General features: G+C 60.5%; 12 protein-coding genes. 4 read left to right on the top strand and 8 right to left on the bottom strand.

Going from position 1 to position 18207, the window contains the following annotated elements; genetic code table 11:
• The first annotated feature begins 276 nt into the window (after positions 1-276).
• From H8F23_RS23610 to H8F23_RS23620, 3 genes are all read left to right on the top strand, one after another.
• Positions 277-1950 carry a nitrite/sulfite reductase gene (locus H8F23_RS23610; RefSeq protein WP_194935970.1) on the top strand — a complete coding sequence of 558 codons (1674 nt, stop codon included), beginning with the start codon at positions 277-279 and terminating at the stop codon, positions 1948-1950.
• On the top strand, positions 1947-2426 hold the full coding sequence (locus H8F23_RS23615) for a DUF934 domain-containing protein (RefSeq protein ID WP_194935971.1): 480 nt from the start codon (positions 1947-1949) through the stop codon (positions 2424-2426). Before H8F23_RS23610 ends, H8F23_RS23615 begins: the two co-directional genes overlap by 4 nt.
• 220 nt (positions 2427-2646) lie before the next feature.
• Positions 2647-3621 carry a hypothetical protein gene (locus H8F23_RS23620; RefSeq protein ID WP_194935972.1) on the top strand — a complete coding sequence of 325 codons (975 nt, stop codon included), beginning with the start codon at positions 2647-2649 and terminating at the stop codon, positions 3619-3621.
• 216 nt (positions 3622-3837) lie between these two features.
• Here H8F23_RS23620 and H8F23_RS23625 read toward each other — a convergent pair whose 3' ends face one another.
• Complete coding sequence (locus H8F23_RS23625) at positions 3838-6198, bottom strand: tetratricopeptide repeat protein (RefSeq protein WP_194935973.1); 2361 nt, start codon at positions 6196-6198, stop codon at positions 3838-3840.
• Between the two features lie 211 nt (positions 6199-6409).
• Here H8F23_RS23625 and H8F23_RS23630 point away from each other — a divergent pair, with 211 nt between their 5' ends.
• Positions 6410-7084 (top strand): DUF3313 domain-containing protein, encoded by a 675-nt coding sequence (locus tag H8F23_RS23630; protein ID WP_194935974.1) that lies wholly within the window; start codon positions 6410-6412, stop codon positions 7082-7084.
• A 49-nt stretch (positions 7085-7133) separates the two neighbouring features.
• Here the strand turns inward: H8F23_RS23630 and H8F23_RS23635 are convergent, their stop codons facing one another.
• The 7 genes from H8F23_RS23635 to H8F23_RS23665 form a co-directional block, all read right to left on the bottom strand.
• Complete coding sequence (locus H8F23_RS23635) at positions 7134-8129, bottom strand: DUF3829 domain-containing protein (RefSeq protein ID WP_194935975.1); 996 nt, start codon at positions 8127-8129, stop codon at positions 7134-7136.
• Positions 8126-9754, bottom strand: coding sequence for a J domain-containing protein (locus H8F23_RS23640; protein WP_194935976.1), 1629 nt, complete (start codon positions 9752-9754; stop codon positions 8126-8128). The genes H8F23_RS23635 and H8F23_RS23640 overlap by 4 nt, the downstream gene beginning before the upstream one ends.
• Before the next feature lie 100 nt (positions 9755-9854).
• The gene (locus tag H8F23_RS23645; RefSeq protein ID WP_194935977.1) at positions 9855-12359 is read right to left on the bottom strand and encodes a fused MFS/spermidine synthase; all 2505 of its coding nucleotides are present in this window, start codon (positions 12357-12359) and stop codon (positions 9855-9857) included.
• Positions 12360-12549: 190 nt separating this feature from the next.
• Complete coding sequence (locus H8F23_RS23650) at positions 12550-14124, bottom strand: arylsulfatase (RefSeq protein ID WP_194935978.1); 1575 nt, start codon at positions 14122-14124, stop codon at positions 12550-12552.
• 70 nt (positions 14125-14194) lie between these two features.
• Complete coding sequence (locus tag H8F23_RS23655) at positions 14195-15217, bottom strand: HAD family hydrolase (RefSeq protein WP_194935979.1); 1023 nt, start codon at positions 15215-15217, stop codon at positions 14195-14197.
• Positions 15214-16629, bottom strand: coding sequence for a BatD family protein (locus H8F23_RS23660; protein WP_194935980.1), 1416 nt, complete (start codon positions 16627-16629; stop codon positions 15214-15216). Before H8F23_RS23660 ends, H8F23_RS23655 begins: the two co-directional genes overlap by 4 nt.
• Positions 16626-18206, bottom strand: a complete 1581-nt coding sequence (locus tag H8F23_RS23665) for a VWA domain-containing protein (protein WP_194935981.1) — start codon at positions 18204-18206, stop codon at positions 16626-16628. The genes H8F23_RS23660 and H8F23_RS23665 overlap by 4 nt, the downstream gene beginning before the upstream one ends.
• Position 18207: the final 1 nt, after the last annotated feature.

Here is an 18207-nt window from a genome sequence, read left to right on the forward strand (position 1 = left end):
CCGTCAGAAACAAAACAGGCTCAGGAATCTTTGATTTGTGCGGATCAGATTGAAGGGCTGACTGCGGCGTTCTGCCGCGTGCTGATATGGTTTTTATCGCCTCAGGTGAATCTGTAACGTGCTGCGCTGTTCGGCCATAGTCTGGGAAAATCTGTAGGCCTTCGCCTGCTCGCGATAGCGGTGTGTCAGTCAACATCTCAGTTGCCTGACACACCGCTATCGCGAGCAGGCGAAGGCCTACAGGAATTGTGTGCGTCCTGATGAGGTGGCAGTGGCATGTATCAATACGATGATTACGACCGGGCGCTGGTGTTCGAGCGTGTTGCGCAATTTCGCGATCAGGTCGAACGCTTCATGGCCGGGGAACTGAGCGAAGAGGAGTTTCTGCCGCTGCGTCTGCAAAACGGCCTGTACATGCAGAAGCACGCCTACATGCTGCGGGTGGCGATTCCCTACGGCACCTTGAGCGCCGAACAGATGCGCACGCTGGCGAGCATCGCCAGCGACTACGATCGTGGCTACGGCCACTTCACCACGCGGCAAAACATGCAGTTCAACTGGATCGAACTGGCCGAGGTGCCGGACATCCTCGAACGCTTGGCGCAGGTCAACATGCATGCGATCCAGACGTCCGGCAACTGTGTGCGCAACATCACCACCGAGGCGTTCGCCGGGGTGGCGGCAGATGAACTGATCGACCCGCGCCCGCTGGCCGAGATCCTGCGGCAGTGGTCGACGATCAACCCGGAATTCCTGTTTTTGCCACGCAAATTCAAGATCGCCATCTGTTCGGCGAAGCAGGATCGCGCGGCGATCATGATGCACGACATCGGCCTGTACCTTTACCCCGGACGCGACGGGCAGATGCTCCTGCGAGTGATCGTCGGCGGAGGTCTGGGGCGCACGCCGATTCTCGGTTTGCAGATCCGCGAAGGCTTGCCGTGGGAGCATTTGCTGTCGTACGTCGAGGCCGTTTTGCGGGTGTACAACCGTCATGGCCGGCGCGATAACAAGTACAAGGCGCGGATCAAGATTCTGGTCAAGGCGCTGGGCATCGAGGCGTTCGCCAAGGAAGTCGAAGAGGAATGGCAACACCTCAAGGACGGCCCGGCGCAGTTGACCGAGGCCGAATACCAACGGGTCGCCAGTGCCTTCGTGCCGCCGGTCTATCACACCCTGGCCGACACCGATCTGGACTTCGGCACGCGCCTGGCCGAAAGCCCGGCGTTCGCCCGTTGGGTTGCGCGCAATGTGCAGCCGCACAAGGTGCCGGGTTACACCAGTGTGGTGCTGTCGACCAAACCGGGCATGGCTTCGCCACCGGGGGATGTCACCGGCGCGCAGATGCTCGCAGTCGCCGACTGGTCGCAGCGTTTCGGTTTTGGCGAGATCCGTATTGCCCATGAGCAGAACATCGTCCTCCCCGACGTGGCGAAAAGCGACCTCTACGCGCTGTGGCAATTGGCGTGCAAACACGATCTGGGCAGCGCCAACGTCGGCCTGCTCACCGATATCATTGCCTGCCCCGGTGGCGATTTCTGTGCACTGGCCAACGCCAAGTCGATCCCGATCGCCCAGGCGATTCAGGCGCGCTTCGACAACCTCGATTACCTGCATGATCTGGGCGATATCAGCCTGAACATCTCTGGCTGCATGAACGCCTGCGGCCATCACCACATCGGCAATATCGGCATCCTCGGCGTCGATAAGAACGGCAGCGAGTGGTATCAGATCACCCTCGGCGGCGCCCAGGGAAAAAACAGCGCTTTGGGCAAAGTCATCGGCCCGTCGTTCAGTGCCGCGGAAGTGCCGCAGGTGATCGAGCGGATCATCGGCACGTTTGTGCGCTATCGCGAGCACGAGGAACTGTTTGTCGACACCGTCGCGCGGATCGGCCTGGAGCCGTTCAAGGAGCGGGTCTATCCGAAGACGCTGGAGGCGGCGGTATGAATAATCTGTTGCGGCTGGAGCAGGGTGTCGCGCGAATGGTGACGGACGATCCGTGGACGCTGGTGCGTGAGCCGTCGACGCCAAGGCCTGCAGGTTTGCTGATGTTGCCGCTGGCGCACTGGCTTGAGTCGCCGTCGACTCATGCGGTGTGGCTTGGCCCGGACGATGAGGTTGAAAGCCTGGTGCCGTGGTTGGCCTCGTTGCCACTGATCGCCCTGGATTTCCCGAGCTTTCGCGACGGGCGTGCTTACAGTCAGGCGTATTTGCTGCGCAGCCGGTTCGGTTGGGCAGGGGAGTTGCGCGCGATTGGCGACGTGTTGCGTGATCAGCTTAGCCATATGCGCCAGTGCGGGTTCGACAGCTTTGCGGTGCGTGAGGACAAATCCGCCGAGGATGCACTGAAGGGGTTGGCCGGGATGAGCGTGTTGTATGGGTGTTCGGTGATCGAGCCGCGCCCGCTTTTCCGTCGGCGTTGACGGTTGAAAAGATCGCAGCCTTCGGCAGCTCCTACATGAGGTCAACTGTAGGAGCTGCCGAAGGCTGCGATCTTTTGATCTTGCTTCTGCCACCGGGGAAACCCCTAGAACCTTGGCCAATCGGGGATTTTTCCTTGGGTCAGTGGTGGCCTTTTGGTAGAGTCGCCGTCGCCAGCGGGTTTTCGGCTGGACGATGGAACCGAAGAAGGGAGTCTGATCAGTGAGTCCGGGCAAAAAAATCCTCGGCCTTACAGCGTTGCTTTTGATGGTGACGCTGTGGGCTAGTTATTTTTACGTATTCAAGGAAAACCGCGACGGCCAGCTTGGCGGTGTCGGCGAAAGCACCGCGTGGTGCGGCACGCCACCGACCACAGAATCGGCGTTGCTGGGCAAGGACCAGCTGACCTTGCGCGTCACCAATAACCTGCGCGGCGAGTTCATGCTCAGTGGTTCTCTGGTGGTTTCCGAACGCACCTTCAACCGCTACGACCTCGCTCGCAATGAACTGCGTTTGCGTCTGGAGCCGTTGCAATGGTCCTACGGCGTCACGCCGATCTTTCTTGAGCAGGTCAAGGTGCAGCCGCTGAGCCGCAACCTGTCGGCCACCAACAAAAGCGCTTACGCCGAACTCGAACCGCGCCCGATCGGTGTCCAGGGTCAGGTCACCGAATTCCCTTTCGACACCTACCGCTACGGCTATAAACCGGTGCTCTATTACCTCAAGGGCAGCGAGCGCATCGACCTGCGCTTCAAGAACATCACCACATTGATGGAGATGTCCAACACCTTCACGCCGATCCAGAAATACAACCGCGTCGACTACATCAACGAGAAAACCTCGATGATCCGCGACGAGGATTACAAGGCTTACGGGCCGCACGAATGCGCGTTCAGCGTTGAGCGCAAAGGCTCGTTCAAGGTTGTTGTGTTGTTGCTGCTGCTGGTGTTGTGCCTGCCGTTACTGCTGGTGTTTTACCGCAATGAACCGGGGATCGACTTCCTTGCCACGCTGCTGGGTGCCGCGATCGTGCGGGTGCTGCTGATCGGTCCGGTGCAGGACTTCCAGCTGTACAACATCGACTTCCTGTTGGGCGCGGCGATTTTGCTGGTGGGCACGGTGTCCTTGATCAAGGCGATGCACATCAACAGTCGGCGGGAGATGGCGTTGCGCAGTGGTGAGACTTCGTCCTGGTAACGGGGTGAACCCCTGAAAAGCCCCTCACCCTAACCCTCTCCCGGAGGGAGAGGGGACTGACTGTGGGATATTTGAGAGATACACCGACCTGAACGATCGGCCTTGAATCCATAGTCGACTCGGTTTTTTAGGTCGGTGTAACTCGCCAGACAACTCGGTCGGTCCCCTCTCCCTCTGGGAGAGGGCTAGGGTGAGGGGCCAACAATCTCCAGCCAATCACTTAAGCGCCGGATCCCCCATGTTCATCTTCTTCCATCCCTGCAACAGCACCTGCGCCTTCGGCTCCTGCCCACTGTCGAGATACCACTGAATCAGCGATAACCGCGCGTTGCGGTTCGCCGGTTGTACTTTGAGCAAACCTTCCAGCACCGCGCACGCCTCACTGACCTTGCCGCTTTCATGCAGTGCCACCGCCAGCACATAACCGTACTGCGCGTTCTGCGGCTCCAGTTGCGCGGCTTTCTTCAGCGGTGACATGGCTTCAGTGGTCTTGCCGGCGCGGATCAGCGACAAGCCACGGGTGTGCTGCAACAGTGCTGCATCCGGATGCTGCTTGAGGCTGTCATCCAGCAGGGTCTGCGCTTCCTGGCCACGACCATTGGCTTCCAGCCATTGCACCAGCGTCACCAGTGCCGGGTAGAAATCCGGATCGCGTTTGAGTGCCGAGCGCAGCAAACCTTCGACTTCCGAACCTCGGCCACTGGCCTGATACAACATCGCCAGATTCAGATTGGCCTCGGCACGCTCCAGCAGACTCTTCTGTACCGTTTCGTACTCGGCAATCGCTGCATCCCAGTTGGCTTGCGCCGCGCCAAGTCCGTTATTGCGCGCCACACTCAACAGGTCCCGCGCGGCAACGATGCGCACGGCTTTCACCGGATCGCCCAGCAACGGCGCCAACAGCGGCGCGCGCTCCGGCGGCGGCAAGAATGCACTGATCGCCCGCACGGCACTTTCACGCACTTGCGGCGCCGGATTCTTCAGGTCCTGGGTGGCCAGCTTCAAGGCCTGTTCGCTCGGGTACAGCGGCAACTCCGCGAGCAAGGTCGCGCGTTGAATCGCCGGCAGATTGCTGCGCTGCAACTGCTCGTACAGCGCATCAGCAGCCCCTGGCTGGCCATTGCGGATCAGCCACAGGCTTTCGTCATAACGCGGTGCCTGCGGTGCAGAGGAGGCGCTCCACAACTTGAACTGCGCGGTGACCTTGTCGCCAGCCTTGCCCTGATGACACGTCAGGCAAGCGTCCGACGTGCCGAGTTTCTGCGCACGCTCAGGGTTGGGAATGCTGAAGCTGTGGTCATGGCGGAAGTCGTTGCCCATGTAGAACTTGCCCGGCATATGGCAATCGACGCACTGCGAACCGGGCTGGCCCGGGGTGTGACGGGTGTGCTCGATGGAATCGTAGTTCTTCGCTTGCAGGCCCTTGCCGTCGACACCTTCGACCGAAGTCTTGCCAGCGGTGTTGTGGCATTGCAGGCACACCGCGTTGCCCGGCGCTTTCAGTTCGCTGCTGTGTGGGTTGTGGCAGTTGCTGCAACGCACGCCCTTGTCGAACATTTTGCTCTGCAGGAACGAGCCGTATTCGAACACCTCATCCTTGATCTTGCCGTCCAGCGCATACAGTTCGCGGGTGAGGGGGCTCGGCAGGTAATCGTCCATCAAACGCTTGCCGACGGTATAGCCATCGCCCAAAGGCGCACGACGCGCGTGGCAACGGGCGCAGGTTTCGATCTCGACGGTGGCGTTCTTGTCCTTGAGATCGACATCGAAACCCTGATGAATCAGATCGCCTTTTTTCTGCGTCCACTCCAAGTGATTCGACGCCGGACCATGGCAAGCCTGACAACCGACGCCGAGGCTGTTCCACTGACTGTTGAAGGTATTGCTCGCCGCATCGAAATTACGCTTGAACCCGGTGGTGTGGCACTCGACGCACATGAAGTTGGCGTTCTGGCTCGGCTTGCTCCAGTGCAGCGGGTTCTTGAAGTTCACGCCCTGGCCGGGGTAGAGGTGAAACCAGCGGTTTTTCTCGGTATCCCAAGCCACGCCAAGCGCTTGCAACCGGCCTTCGCCAACCTCGATCAGATACTGCTGCAACGGTGCGATGCCGAAGGTGTAGGCGACTTTGAAATCAGTATTCTTGCCATCGATGCCGGGCGTGTTGACCCAGAACTCATCGCCCTTGCGCAAGAATCGCGTGGTCTCGTTTTCGGCTTTGAAGGTGACGTTGTTGAAGTCGCCGAGCAGGGTCTCGGCGTTCGCCGGCTGCATCGCCAATTGGTGATGCGAACCTTGCCAGTCCTTGACCTGTTCGGTGTGGCAGCCCTGGCATTGTTGCTCATCGACCATCGTCGCCGGTTTGCTGGCGAGCACGGCTTGCGGCTTGGCAGGGGCGGCAACGGGGGCGCTGACCGGCGCAGGTTTCACCGGCACCGCAGCAGGGCTGAAGAGAAACCAGCCGATGCCCGCGACGGCGGCGAGCAGCACTCCGATGGTGATCGGGAACACGTATTTGGTAATTGCAGATCGAGGCGAATCAGGGACAGGCTGTGCGGTTTTGTTTTTATGCTTGGGCATTGCGACTTCCGTAGTCCAGGTGCATTTGCCGTCTGGCGTGCGTTCAAGCTTGATGCAGCTTTGCCGGATGACCGGCGTCTGTCAAATGACCTTGTGATCCGTCGCGCAGGATTGTGTGAATTTTGTGCTTTGCAATCGCAATTACTGAGGTTTTAGCTATACCTGTAACTCCCCCAGGCAAAGTTTTTGGCCTTCTGACAGGAGTTACAGCATGAAGCTAGCAGTGATGATGGGCACTCTGTGCATTGCCACCGTCGCAATGGTGGGTTGTTCCAGCAAAACCGTCGACCCGAAAGAGTACTCCGGCTTCCTCAAAGACTACAGCCAGCTCAAAGAGGCCAAATCCCCGTCCGGTGCCGAGGTGATGCGCTGGATTGATCCGAAGGTTGACATCAAAAAGTTCACCAGTGTGTACATCGAACCGACTCAGCTCTATCCAAAACCGCAACCGACCGCGAAGATCTCCCAGCAGACCCTCAATGGCATCACTTCCTACTACGATCAGGCGCTCAAGCGTGAGATCGGCAAGGACTTGCCGTTGGCCACTGGCCCCGGCCCGGGCGTGATCGTGGTGCGTGCGGCGATCACCGCCGTGAGCAGCAAGACCGAAGGCCTGCACGCGTATGAGGTGATTCCGATTGCCCTGGTAGCAGCAGCGGTCAGCACGGCCAGCGGTATTCGCGATCAGGAAACGACATTGGCCACCGAAGCGGTGTTCCTTGATGGCGCGAACAACAAGGTTATCTCGCAAGTAGTGCGCAAAGGCACCGGCAAACCGTTGGAAAATGACTCGCAGGCGATGACGGCGAATGACGTCAAACCGGTGATCGATGGCTGGGCTTCGGACATGCGTCAGTCGTATCTGAAGCTCAAGGCTGCCAAATAAGTGCGCCTGGCCGGATTGTCCGCGAGGACGGTCCGGCCTGTGCACACCCTTAGAAGTTGGCGCGTGCCTGACGGTTGTAATGGCTGAGCAAGGCGTCGTAACCGCGAGTGACGGCGTAGAAGTCGTCGCTCAAGCGTTGCGGTTCGGCGTGTTCCTGCCAGTCCTTGTGCAGGGTGTTCAGCGCGTCGAGATAGTGCTGCGCAGGCTCACGGATGTGGCGCCACAGCTCGCGCGCATCATCGTCTTTGTTACGGAAACCAGGCTCACGCGGACCGATAAAAGGCCCACCGCGATTCCACGCCTGTTGCAGATCGGCGCTGGTGTCGGCCACGGCTTGCGCGGTCAGGGTGCGGTGTTTCATCCCGTCTTCCAGCAGTTCCAGTGTCTCCCGGGCCTGAATCATGTACGCCAGCAGCGACCAGTGGATCTCCTTGCCTACGCGTGCTTCAAGAAGCGTGAGCTGTGCGAGGCGCTGCGCGACGTCCAGTGGCAGCAGTTCTTCTCTCAAGGCAGTCGATGCGCTGATATAGGCATTGCTGGCGGCCTGAATTTGCGCAAGCAGCTGTGGTGTCTGGTTGAACGGGACGACAAAGAAGCTCGCACTTTTATCGAGTCGAGTCGGTGGAGAAATCACCGATGCCCACTTCAATGCTTGCGCGTAGTCACGGACTTTCTGCGACAGCGCTGGCTGGTAGGCCAGCAGCTCGAGCTTTTCGTTGATATCCCGCAGGCAGGTGTCCTCCTGGATGTCACGCACAGTGAACGCATCGCTGTTATCGAAATCCTGTGGCTCGGAAATATACTTTCCGTATGCATCACTGGTTGGCCGCTGATGTTCGTTTTTGTCGTAGGCGTTGCGCCAGTGCACATCGACGCGGTTGACGCAGGCGATGATCGGGCTCAACGCGTTGGCCTGCGCGGTCACGGGGGATTCGCGCTGATCAAGCCACAGATCGAGCTTCAGGAACGGCCGGGTCGCGCTCGACAGCCCCATCACCACCAGAACGACCACTACGCCGCTGACAAACATGGGTCTTGAGGTCATGGTCGTGCCTCCGCCGGATACCACTGTTCACGGGTGGCCGGAGCGCCGCAATCGAAAGAACTCGCCGGCAACCGGCTACACAAACGCTCCGCCCAGGGTTGCAGCCCCTGATTGCGATTGACCGTGCCTTGGCTGGCGGCCACTTTGAACACGCCCAGAACCAGCACCAGGGCGACAACCCCGAGTAGCGTCAGGCCGATTTTCACCGGCAGGTTGGTCTTTTCCCAGGACGTGTGTGGTTTGACCTGACGGCGACGGATCAAACCCACGCAGGCCAGTGTCGCGGCATAGACGACGCCAGCGATGGGGCCGAAAAACCAGCTGAGCCCGGCCATCATCAATGCGCATGGAATAAGGTCACGCAGTATGCCGAACGGTGCAGCGCCCTTGACGAACCCAGGCCACAACCGCGCGCTGAGGCGGTCGTCCAGCAGCCAATGGGTGTGCGCCAGTTCGTGAGTCAGCCAGTTGATGCCCGCAGCGATCACGCCAAACACGATCGTCGAGGTCATGACGATATTGATCAACCCGGTCACACGCAGCCCCAGTGGAATGAAATGAGTAAACGCACCGATCAGGCAGGCCAGCACCACGCCAACGTAGGTCGGCCATTCACCGCGTTTCAGTTCCCAATCACGCCAGAAAAACGCGGTGCCACCGGGCAACTCTGCGCAAACCTTTGGATGATTGGCATACAGCGCCGAACTCAAATGTCGGCAATGCTCCCAATCTTTCTCACGCAGGCGCCGGGCCAGTGCGCGACGCTGGCTGAACGGGCCGGTGCCGAGCAACAGGCGCGCGGCGCGGTGTTCGGCGCTGGCGGGCGGTTCTTCGGCGAGTTGACGTTGCTGCGCGATAAAAATCGGTGCCTCATGGCGCGCGACCAGACGCTTCCATTCATCTTTCGGGCAACGGTTGGCCGGACCGGAATGCCAGCCCTGGCCCGCACAAACCTGCTCGAAAACAGCGCAGGACCAGTATTCGCTGTCCAGTAGCAATCGACTCAGGAACAGGTTGAACCAAAGCCGGTGTACTTCAGCGTCGAGCCATAGGTATTGGCTGCACTGTGCGTAGGCCTGCAAAAAGGCCGCACTGTCCTCACGTTCGAGGGCATCATGCAGCGGTCGAGTAATGCGTTCCCGCTGCTTATCAAGCAAGTGTTCGATGGATTCCTCATCCAGTTCCAGCCGTTGCCAGGCACTGAACCAGTGATAGGTCTGCACCGCCCAATCGACCATCGGCGCTGATGTTTGCGGGTTCTCGATGCAATGCTGCAGCAGGGTCTCTTCGAGGATATGCGCGCAACCCTGCTCAACGGCGAGGGCATGGCGCTGCTGTAACTGCGCAAGGCTGGTGCCGTGCAGCGAGCGCGTCGCCTGTTGCAAGGCATCGACTTCGACCACGGTCAGTCCGGTCAAATCCCAGCTGTCGTCCGGCGCTTCGTTATCTTCGTTGGCCTGCGCCCATTCCTTGTAATTCAGGGCTTGCTCGTAGGCGTCACGCAGGCGCTGGAAGCCCTCGGCGTCTTCGTCCGGACGGGTCTTTTTCAGCAGGGCAGCGTATTGGCGTTTGATACTGCGCGTATCGGCGTCGGCCGTGAGGCCAAGGACGGTCCAGCAACTCATTGCGTGTACAACTCCATGAAAACCTGCGACGCGATCCAGTGATGGCACTTTGATTTTGCGCACCCTACCTGTTTCGCGTCGAAAAGTCCTCAGCCTCTACTCATTTGCCGACGAACCAGCGGAAATACGGGTTGCCGCCATCGCCGCGCATTACCTCGCCGATATCCCGCGCCCAGGCATCGCGGTCGGCGTCATAGGCATGCAGGCTGGCGCGATAGAACTGCATCAGGCGCTGGCGATGGCTTTCCATACGCTCGTTGAAACCGGCATCGGCATTCACCAGTGGCGGCGGCTGATAAAGGTCCAACAGTGCCGGCAACACCCGCGTGATTTCCTTGCTGCGCACCCACGGCGCGTACTCGATGCGCGGCTGATCGTCGGTCACCGCAGGTGCATCGGCGGCAAAGCTTTCAAGCCCGGCGCGATCGGTGACCCACGTTGCGAGCAGGGCAGCCGCTGAACCGATGCCGACATCCTGCAAGGTGCTGCGTACGCTGTCCTGCTGGAAGCGCGCGGTGATTTTCGCGGCATCCAGTTCCATTGGCTGCAGCGAACCGACCAGAAGCATCTCGTGGAACTCGCTGGTCCACAGCGAGGCGTACGGGAACACGTCGAGGAAACTGCGCACCAGCGAGCGCGAGTCGTCGATGTTCTGCGTCGGCAACGGCAGCCACTGCGCGACGATGCCCTGTTTTTCCAGGCGACTCGCCGCCAACTGATAGAAGTCCCGCGAATACAGGTTGACCACGCCGGCCGCAGAGGGCGGTGGCGGTTCGAGGGTGATCAGGTCGTAGGTTTGTGCGCTGCGCAGCAGTTCCTGGCGCCCGTCACGCAGTCGCACATCGACGCCGGGATCGCTGGCGGCGTTGAAGTTGCCCTTGAACAGCGGCGCGGCTTTGACCACTGACGGCAGCAACTCGGCGACCACCCGATGTTCCAGCCCCGGGTAGCGCAGCAGGGCGCCAGCAGTGATGCCGGTGCCGAAGCCGATCACCAGCGTCGAGTGCGGTTCACCGTTGTGAATCAGCAGCGGCAACAGCGCCTGAATGCGCATGTAGCGCAGCGACGGCATGGCATCGCCGGTGTTCGAAACGCCTTGAATGTACAAACGGTGGAAGGTGTTCTCGCCGCGTCCTTGGGCAACCACGGCCACGGTGCCGCCCCGTCCTTCTTCATAGAACGACAGGCTGCCGTTGCGCGCACCGGGCAGCAGGCTGGCGAGTTTGTCGACCGGGGTAAACACGGCAAACGCAACCGCGAGCAAACCGAGGGTGACCACGGCCTGACGCCGGCCTTTCTTCACGTGATGACCTTTGCGCACGGCGAAATAGCCGATGCCGGCGGCGATAATCGCCAGCAAGCCCAAGGTGCGCACCAGCCCCAGCAACGGAATCAGCAGGAAGCCGCAGAGCATCACCCCGACAATCCCGCCCAAGGTATTGAACGCCACCACGGCGCCGACATCACGACCGACACGTTCCTGACCGACACTCAGACGCAGCGCCAGTGGAAACGCCGCGCCGAGCAACAGCGTCGGCACAAACACGATGCTAAATGCCGCCACCGCAAAGCGCGCGCTCATGCCGGCCAGCTCACTGGCGCCCAGACTCAACAACCACATTTCCGCCTGACTTTGCGCGATCACCAACCAGCGCCCGAGCAGGGCGATTTCCAGCAACGCGACCAACCCGGCGCCGGCAATCAGCAAACCAAACACGCCCCACGGATCACGGATGCGTTCGACCCGGCGGGCGAGCAGGGCGCTGCCGATAAACAGCCCGGTCAGATACGTCGCCAGCACCACGGCAAACGCGTAGGTGCGCGTGCTCATGAACTGCACGATCGATTGCGACCAGACCACTTCATAACCCAGTGCTACGCCGCCAGCGATGGAATACAGCCACAGCGCGCTGCGATCCGGGGCTTTTTCCGCATGATGTTTAGTGAGGGTTGCCACTGGCACCGGATGCTGCCGGGCCAGCCACAACGCACCGATGGCGGCCAACAGATTGAGCATCGCCGCGAACAACGCGCTGCCACGCACACCAAGGCTGGCGATCAACACGAATGCGGCGAGCAGGGTGCCGACAATCGCCCCCAAGGTATTGGCCGCATACAACTGACCGCCAGCCTTGCCCGGATCGGCGGCGAGCGAACGCACCAGCACCGGCAGGGTGCCGCCCATCAACACCGCCGGCAGGCCGACCAATGCAAACGGCAATATCCACGCGAGCAGGCCGACATGCTCTTGCAGCCAGGCAAACGGACTGGCCGCCAGACTCATGGTCACGGTCGCGCCGACGCCGAGAATCGCCACCAGCACTTCCAGCCCGGCATACAGCAGAACCGGCTGCTGCACACGGTCTGCCCACCGCCCGAACAGCCAGCCACCGATCGCCAGGCCTGCGAAAAACGCGCTGATACCGGTGGTGATCGCGTACACCTCGACGCCGACCACCAGCGACAGTTGCTTGATCCACAGCACTTGATAGACCAGCGCCGCTGCGCCGGAGATGCACAGCAGCAGGGCGGGGATCAGCAGCGCGGGAGCGGCGGTATGTGAGGCGGGTATGGCCGATGGCTTGCTGGCGATACGTGAGGACATGCGAAGGCCTTAATTCAAGAGTCACTGTGACGGTGCTGGACCCTTCGCGAGCAAGCTTGCTCCCACACTGGACTTGTGTACGCCACAAATCCGCTGTGGGAGCGAGCCTGCTCGCGAAGAAGCCGACACGGTCCCAAGTCAAAAAAAACAGGGCCGTTCGCCGGTGAGGGCGAACGGCAGTCCAGCGGTCCTACTGGGCTTTTTTCATTTTCTCTTCGATGCGGCGATCCACGTCCTCACGAATCTGGTCGATGCTGAAGCTCGCCGGACGCTGACTTGGTGGATAGTCGACGAAGGTCTGCAGGAACTTCGCAGAACGCCGAGTACCGTCGAAGATCAGGTAGTCGTTTTTGGTCAGCCAATCGTAGTATTGGTCTGACACGACATCGGCACGTTCATACGGGTCCATGCGCAGGTTGAACATTTTCGGCACACGCAGGCACACGAATGGTTCGCTCCACACCTGCAAGCCGCCAGGGGCACGTTGTTCGCAGAAGACGATTTTCCAATCGTTGAAGCGCATGCCAACCAGCACGCCGTCATCGTTGAAGTAATAGAACTCGTCACGCGCACTCTTGTCGGTTTTACCGGTCAGGTAATCCAGTTGGTTGAAACCGTCCAGATGCACCTTGAAGTTTTTCCCGCCCAGGTCAGTACCTTTGAGCAGCCGATCCTTGATGTCGGTATCGCCCACAGCGGCAAGCAAGGTCGGGAACCAGTCCAGCCCGGAGACCATCTGAGTGGACACTTCACCTGGTTTGATCTTGCCCGGCCAGCGGATCATCGCTGGAACCCGGTAAGCGCCTTCCCAGTTGGAGTTCTTCTCGTTGCGGAACGGCGTGGTTGCCGCGTCCGGCCACGACCATTGGTTAGGGCCGTTGTCGGTGGTGTAGACCACGATGGTGTTGTCGGTGATCTTCAGATCATCGAGCGTCTTGAGCAGTTTGCCGACGTCGCCGTCATGCTCAAGCATGCCGTCGGCATACTCGTTGCCGACCATGCCGCTTTGACCTTGCATCGATTCGCGCACGTGGGTGAAGGCGTGCATGCGGGTGGTGTTCATCCAGACGAAGAAGGGTTTGTTCGCCTTCGATTGCTTCTCGATGAACGCCTGAGCGGCGGCAGTGGTTTCGTCGTCGATGGTCTCCATGCGTTTTTTGGTCAGTGCGCCGGTGTCTTCGATCTTGCCATCGGCGAAACTGTGAATCACGCCACGCGGAGAGGCAGCCTTGACGAACTCGGCGTCGTTCTTGGGCCAGTACGGACGCTCCGGCTCTTCTTCGGCATTGAGGTGATAGAGGTTGCCGAAGAACTCGTCGAAACCATGGTTGGTCGGCAGGTATTCATCTTTATCGCCGAGGTGGTTTTTACCAAACTGGCCCGTTGCATAGCCTTGGGCTTTCAGTGCCTGGGCGATGGTTACATCGCGGGGCTGGAGGCCGACCGGTACGCCAGGCATACCGACTTTCGACAGGCCGGTGCGCAACGGCGTCTGGCCCGTGATGAACGATGAACGGCCGGCCGTGCAACTGTTCTCCGCATAGTAATCGGTGAACATCATGCCTTCTTTGGCGATGCGGTCGATGTTCGGGGTCTTGTAGCCAACCACGCCCATCGAATAGGCGCTGATATTGGTCTGGCCGATGTCATCGCCGAAGATCACCAGAATGTTGGGTTTCTCAGCCGCTGTGGCCGTTGCCGACAGCGCCATGACCGAAGTCGCCACTAAGGCGAGCTTGGGTAGCCACTTGCGTATGCGAGTCATCTGACTTGCTCCTTTTCGCGGGGGTCGTTTATTGCGACTAACGTTTATTGCAGTCCTGCATCACGCTTTTTTATTGCACCTGCCCGGTTGCCGGCGATTCGAACGGGTAGATCCGGCGCCATTCGGACGCCATGTCGACCACGGTCCAACCACGGGAATTTGCTTCATCGAGGGCTTTGTCGAGCCGGCCGATATCGGATTGGCGGTCATAGGCCCATTCGCGCTTGGCGTCGGTGTGGTGCACCAGGCCCATGAAACGTCTGCCGGAACCGGCGGCGGTCCACTGCAGCATCTGCAGGTCGCCGTCGGAGTTGCCGAAGGCGAGGATCGGCCGTTTGCCGATCACCGCGTCGATGCTTTCCGGTTTGCCGGGGCCATCGTCGTTATGCGCCAGTTTCGCTGTGCGCACGATCGAGGCCTTGCCGTCCTTGTATTGAAATGAAGTGATGAACGTGGTGCCGATCACCTGTTCCGGCGGGATGCCGTAGACCTTCTCGGCGAAGGCGCGCATGAACCCGGTGTCGCCGCCGGAAACGATGTAGGTCTTGAAGTCCTGTTTGCGCAGGTAATCGAGCATTTCCAGCATCGGCTGGAAGATCATCTCGGTGTACGGCTTGCCGGTCCTTGGATGCCGCGCCTGACTGAGCCAGGTTTTGGCGTAGTCATCGAAGGCTTCGGTGGTCATGCCGGTATGAGTCGCGCCGACGATTTTCAGCAGGCCGTCCATGCCGGACGCGGCCAAGGCTTTGTGATCGTTTTCCAGCACCGCCTTGAACGGCTGGGTGGTCTTCCATTCCGGGTGCTGTGCGGCGGTGCGCTTGACCTCGTCGAAGGCGAAGAGCAATTCGAAATACGCCGGTTGTTCACTCCACAAAGTACCGTCGTTGTCGAACACGGCGATGCGGTCGCCTGGTTTGACGAAGTCCTTGCTGGTCTGGTCGGTCACCGCCTGCACGAACTCGATAATGTTCTTCTTCGCCGGGCCGTCATTCCACGAGGGCAGCGGCTCGTTGGCCTGGGCCAGCAGCGGCAGGGCCAGACTGAACAGCAGGGCGAGCCCGAAACGTTGGCGGTGCAGTAGCGCAGTCGTCATGGGAAATCCTTCTCGTGAACGGGGTTGAGCGGGCGCAAGGCCGGGGCCGGTTTTGCGTGCTGCTGTTCGGCCTGACTGTGAAGCGTAGTCAATGATTCGCGCAGTTGAACGAGTGTTTGCTCGGTGCTTGGCTGACGACCGTAAATCCCGCGTAACAGCCCTTGCAGGCGCGGGCCGGCATCGACCAGTTTCAGCCCCAGCCGACTTCGGCGCAGCCACAGGTACAGCGCGCTCAATTGAGGAGGGCGGGCTTGCAGTTGTGCATCGATTTGTTGCCAGGCGAAGTCAGCGGACTGCTGCCACGCCCGTTGTTGCGCCTGCCGGCGCGCTTGCCAGTTTTTTCTGGCGCGGCTGAGTGCAGGACGCAACAGATAAGCGGCGCCGACGACTGCCGCGAACAAGCTCAGCCACCAAAGCCAATGCGTGGAAAAATGCAGGCGATTCTGGCCCAGTTGCTTGAGGTCTTCGCTGATCGAGAAGACCGGTTTGTAGGCGCTGCTGGCCGCAGCCTCGAACGTTACTGCCGGGACTTGCGCGGTACGTGATTGGCGAGTGCTGGTGTCCCACCATTTCACTGCAATCGCCGGCAGCGTGTGCGGGCCGGCCTTGTCGATGCGATAGGTGACGCTGTCGATGCGCTGACCACCAAGGATATCGCCACGACCGTCGTCCAGAGCGGTGACTTGCGGGGTTTTCGCATAGCGGCTCAGACCGGGAATATCACCGAGCGCTGGAATCGGCAGGGCCATGGCCAGTGCGCCGTCTGCTTGCAGAGTCAATTGCCGGGTGATGCTGTCGCCGACTTTTAAAGGTGTCGCCGAGTTTGTAACGGTCTGGGTGAAACGCAAACCGCTGGCCACCAACGGCGTTTCCCCGGGTTCGAAACCCGGTGGCTGGGCGGCGCTGAATTGCACGGGTTGGCTTTGCGCGCTGACTTCTCCGGTGGCCTGACCGGGTGTGGCGCGTACGGTCAGGGCCGGGATTTCAAACGTGCGTGCGACGTTCGGGGTAATCAGATAGCTGTAGCGCAAACCGCTGAAGGCCTGGCCGTCGATGGTTTGATTGAGGTGCTGGGCCTGACCGTCTGGGGGCATGACCAGGGCGCCGTCGAGTTTCAGGTCGGGCAGGGTGGCAGCGCTGGTGAACCAGGTGTCGGTGAGGACATCGATTTGCAGTTCGATCAGGCCACCGACCATGGCGCCTTCGGCGGGTTGCAGGTGGGCCTGGACTTTGAGTTGGGGTTCGGTGGCAAAGGCCTGGAGTGTGAACAGGCCACTGATGAGTAAGGTGCTGAGTGTTCGGGCGCATGTGCTGGCCTTATCGCGAGCAGGCTCACTCCTACAGGGGATTATTGGCGCACACAAAACCAATGTAGGAGTGAGCCTGTTCGCGATGGCCACGACTCGGTTCATGGCCTGGCCTCCTGCTGATCCTGCAAGCTGAACTTCTGCCTGAGAAACTTCGCTGGCGAGGTGGTGAGGTTCTGCAGCCACAAAGCATCGGACGCAGCCTGCTCGGTCTCGACTTTCTTGCTCTGACCCTTACCCGGCGCCTTGTCGAATTTCACTTCGTCGGGTTTGGTCTCCGGGGCGTTTTTCTCGGCGCTTTCGGTGTCCTTGAGCAGCGCTTGCGCCAGCGCCAGATTGGCCGTGGCTTCGGGGAACTGCGGTTGCAGCTTCAAGGCCTGGGTATACGCGGCGATGGCTTCATCGAACTTGAAGCGGCGCACGTAAATATTGCCCAGAAAGAAATACGCCTGCGGCGTGTCGAGCCGCGCGAAAGTTGCCAGCGCGAGGTCGTAATCGGCCGCGTGATACGCCGCGACACCTTTCCAGTATGGGTCGACAAACAGTGCAGCGGCTTGCGGTAGATGCTCATGTTCAAAGGCCCAGCGACCTTGCTGATCGCGGGTGAAGAAAGCATCGGTCAGCGCATTGGCCTGCGCCGGCGCGGCGGGCCAACCCAGGCCAATCGCCAGTGCAAGCGCAGGCATCCAGTTCACGCTCCAGCCCTTGCGCACGTTGAACAGCGCCAACAGCAGCAGCGGCCAGCACAACCAATAACCGGCATCCTTCCAGTGCAACTCGCGCTGTTCGGCGCTGGCACTCTGAAAATGCTGCTGGGCGTGCAGTTCGATCCAGTCCAGATCGTCGTCATTGAGGGTCAGGCTGCCGAGCGGCGCATCCAGCGTCGAGGCGAGTTGCTTGAGCGCCGCCTGATCGAAACGGCCCAGTGCCGGGCGTCCGTTGGCATCGGTGCGTGGCTGGCCGTTGGCATCATGGATGATGCCGCCGTCCTCATTGCCGACAGCCAATACCAGCACTTGTAACGGACTGTCGCCCACCCGTTTGGCGAGACCGTCGAGTTGTGTGGTGTCGGCGCCGTCGGTGATCAACAGCAGGCTGCCGGGTGTTTTTTCCGCGTTGAGCAAGCGTTTCGCCTGATCGATCACCGCGCCGACGTCTTTGCCCGGTTTGTCGATCAATCCGCTGCCCAAGGCTTGAATGAAGGTGTCGAGCAGCGCCGGATCATCGGTCGGCGGCAATACCAGATGGGCGCTGCCGGCGTAGGCGATCAGTGCGGTGCGCGCGCCGGCGCGGCGCTGAATCAGATCATGCAGTTTGTGTTTCGCCGCTTCCAGTCGGCTCGGTTGCACATCGCTGGCGTCCATCGATGGCGACAGGTCCACGGCGACAATCAGCGGCGCACGATTTTCAAGGAAGTCCGGTCGATCCTGTTCCCAGGTCGGCCCGGCGGCCGCGACTGCGCCGAGGATCAACAGCGCGCACAGCAGGTGCACCGGGCGCAGGCGCTGATGGTCTTGAGGAGTGATGAGTAAGTGCGGCAACAGGTGCTCGGCGATATTGCCGCGCAGCCGTCGTTGCAGGTCGCGACCACGCCGCCAGAGCAGCGGCAGCAGGGCGCCGAACAGCGCGAGGAGCAGCCATAGCGGACGCAGGAAGTGCAAGTCACTGAGGTTGATCTCCATC

The organism is Pseudomonas neuropathica (assembly GCF_015461835.1).
Classification (GTDB): domain Bacteria; phylum Pseudomonadota; class Gammaproteobacteria; order Pseudomonadales; family Pseudomonadaceae; genus Aquipseudomonas; species Aquipseudomonas neuropathica.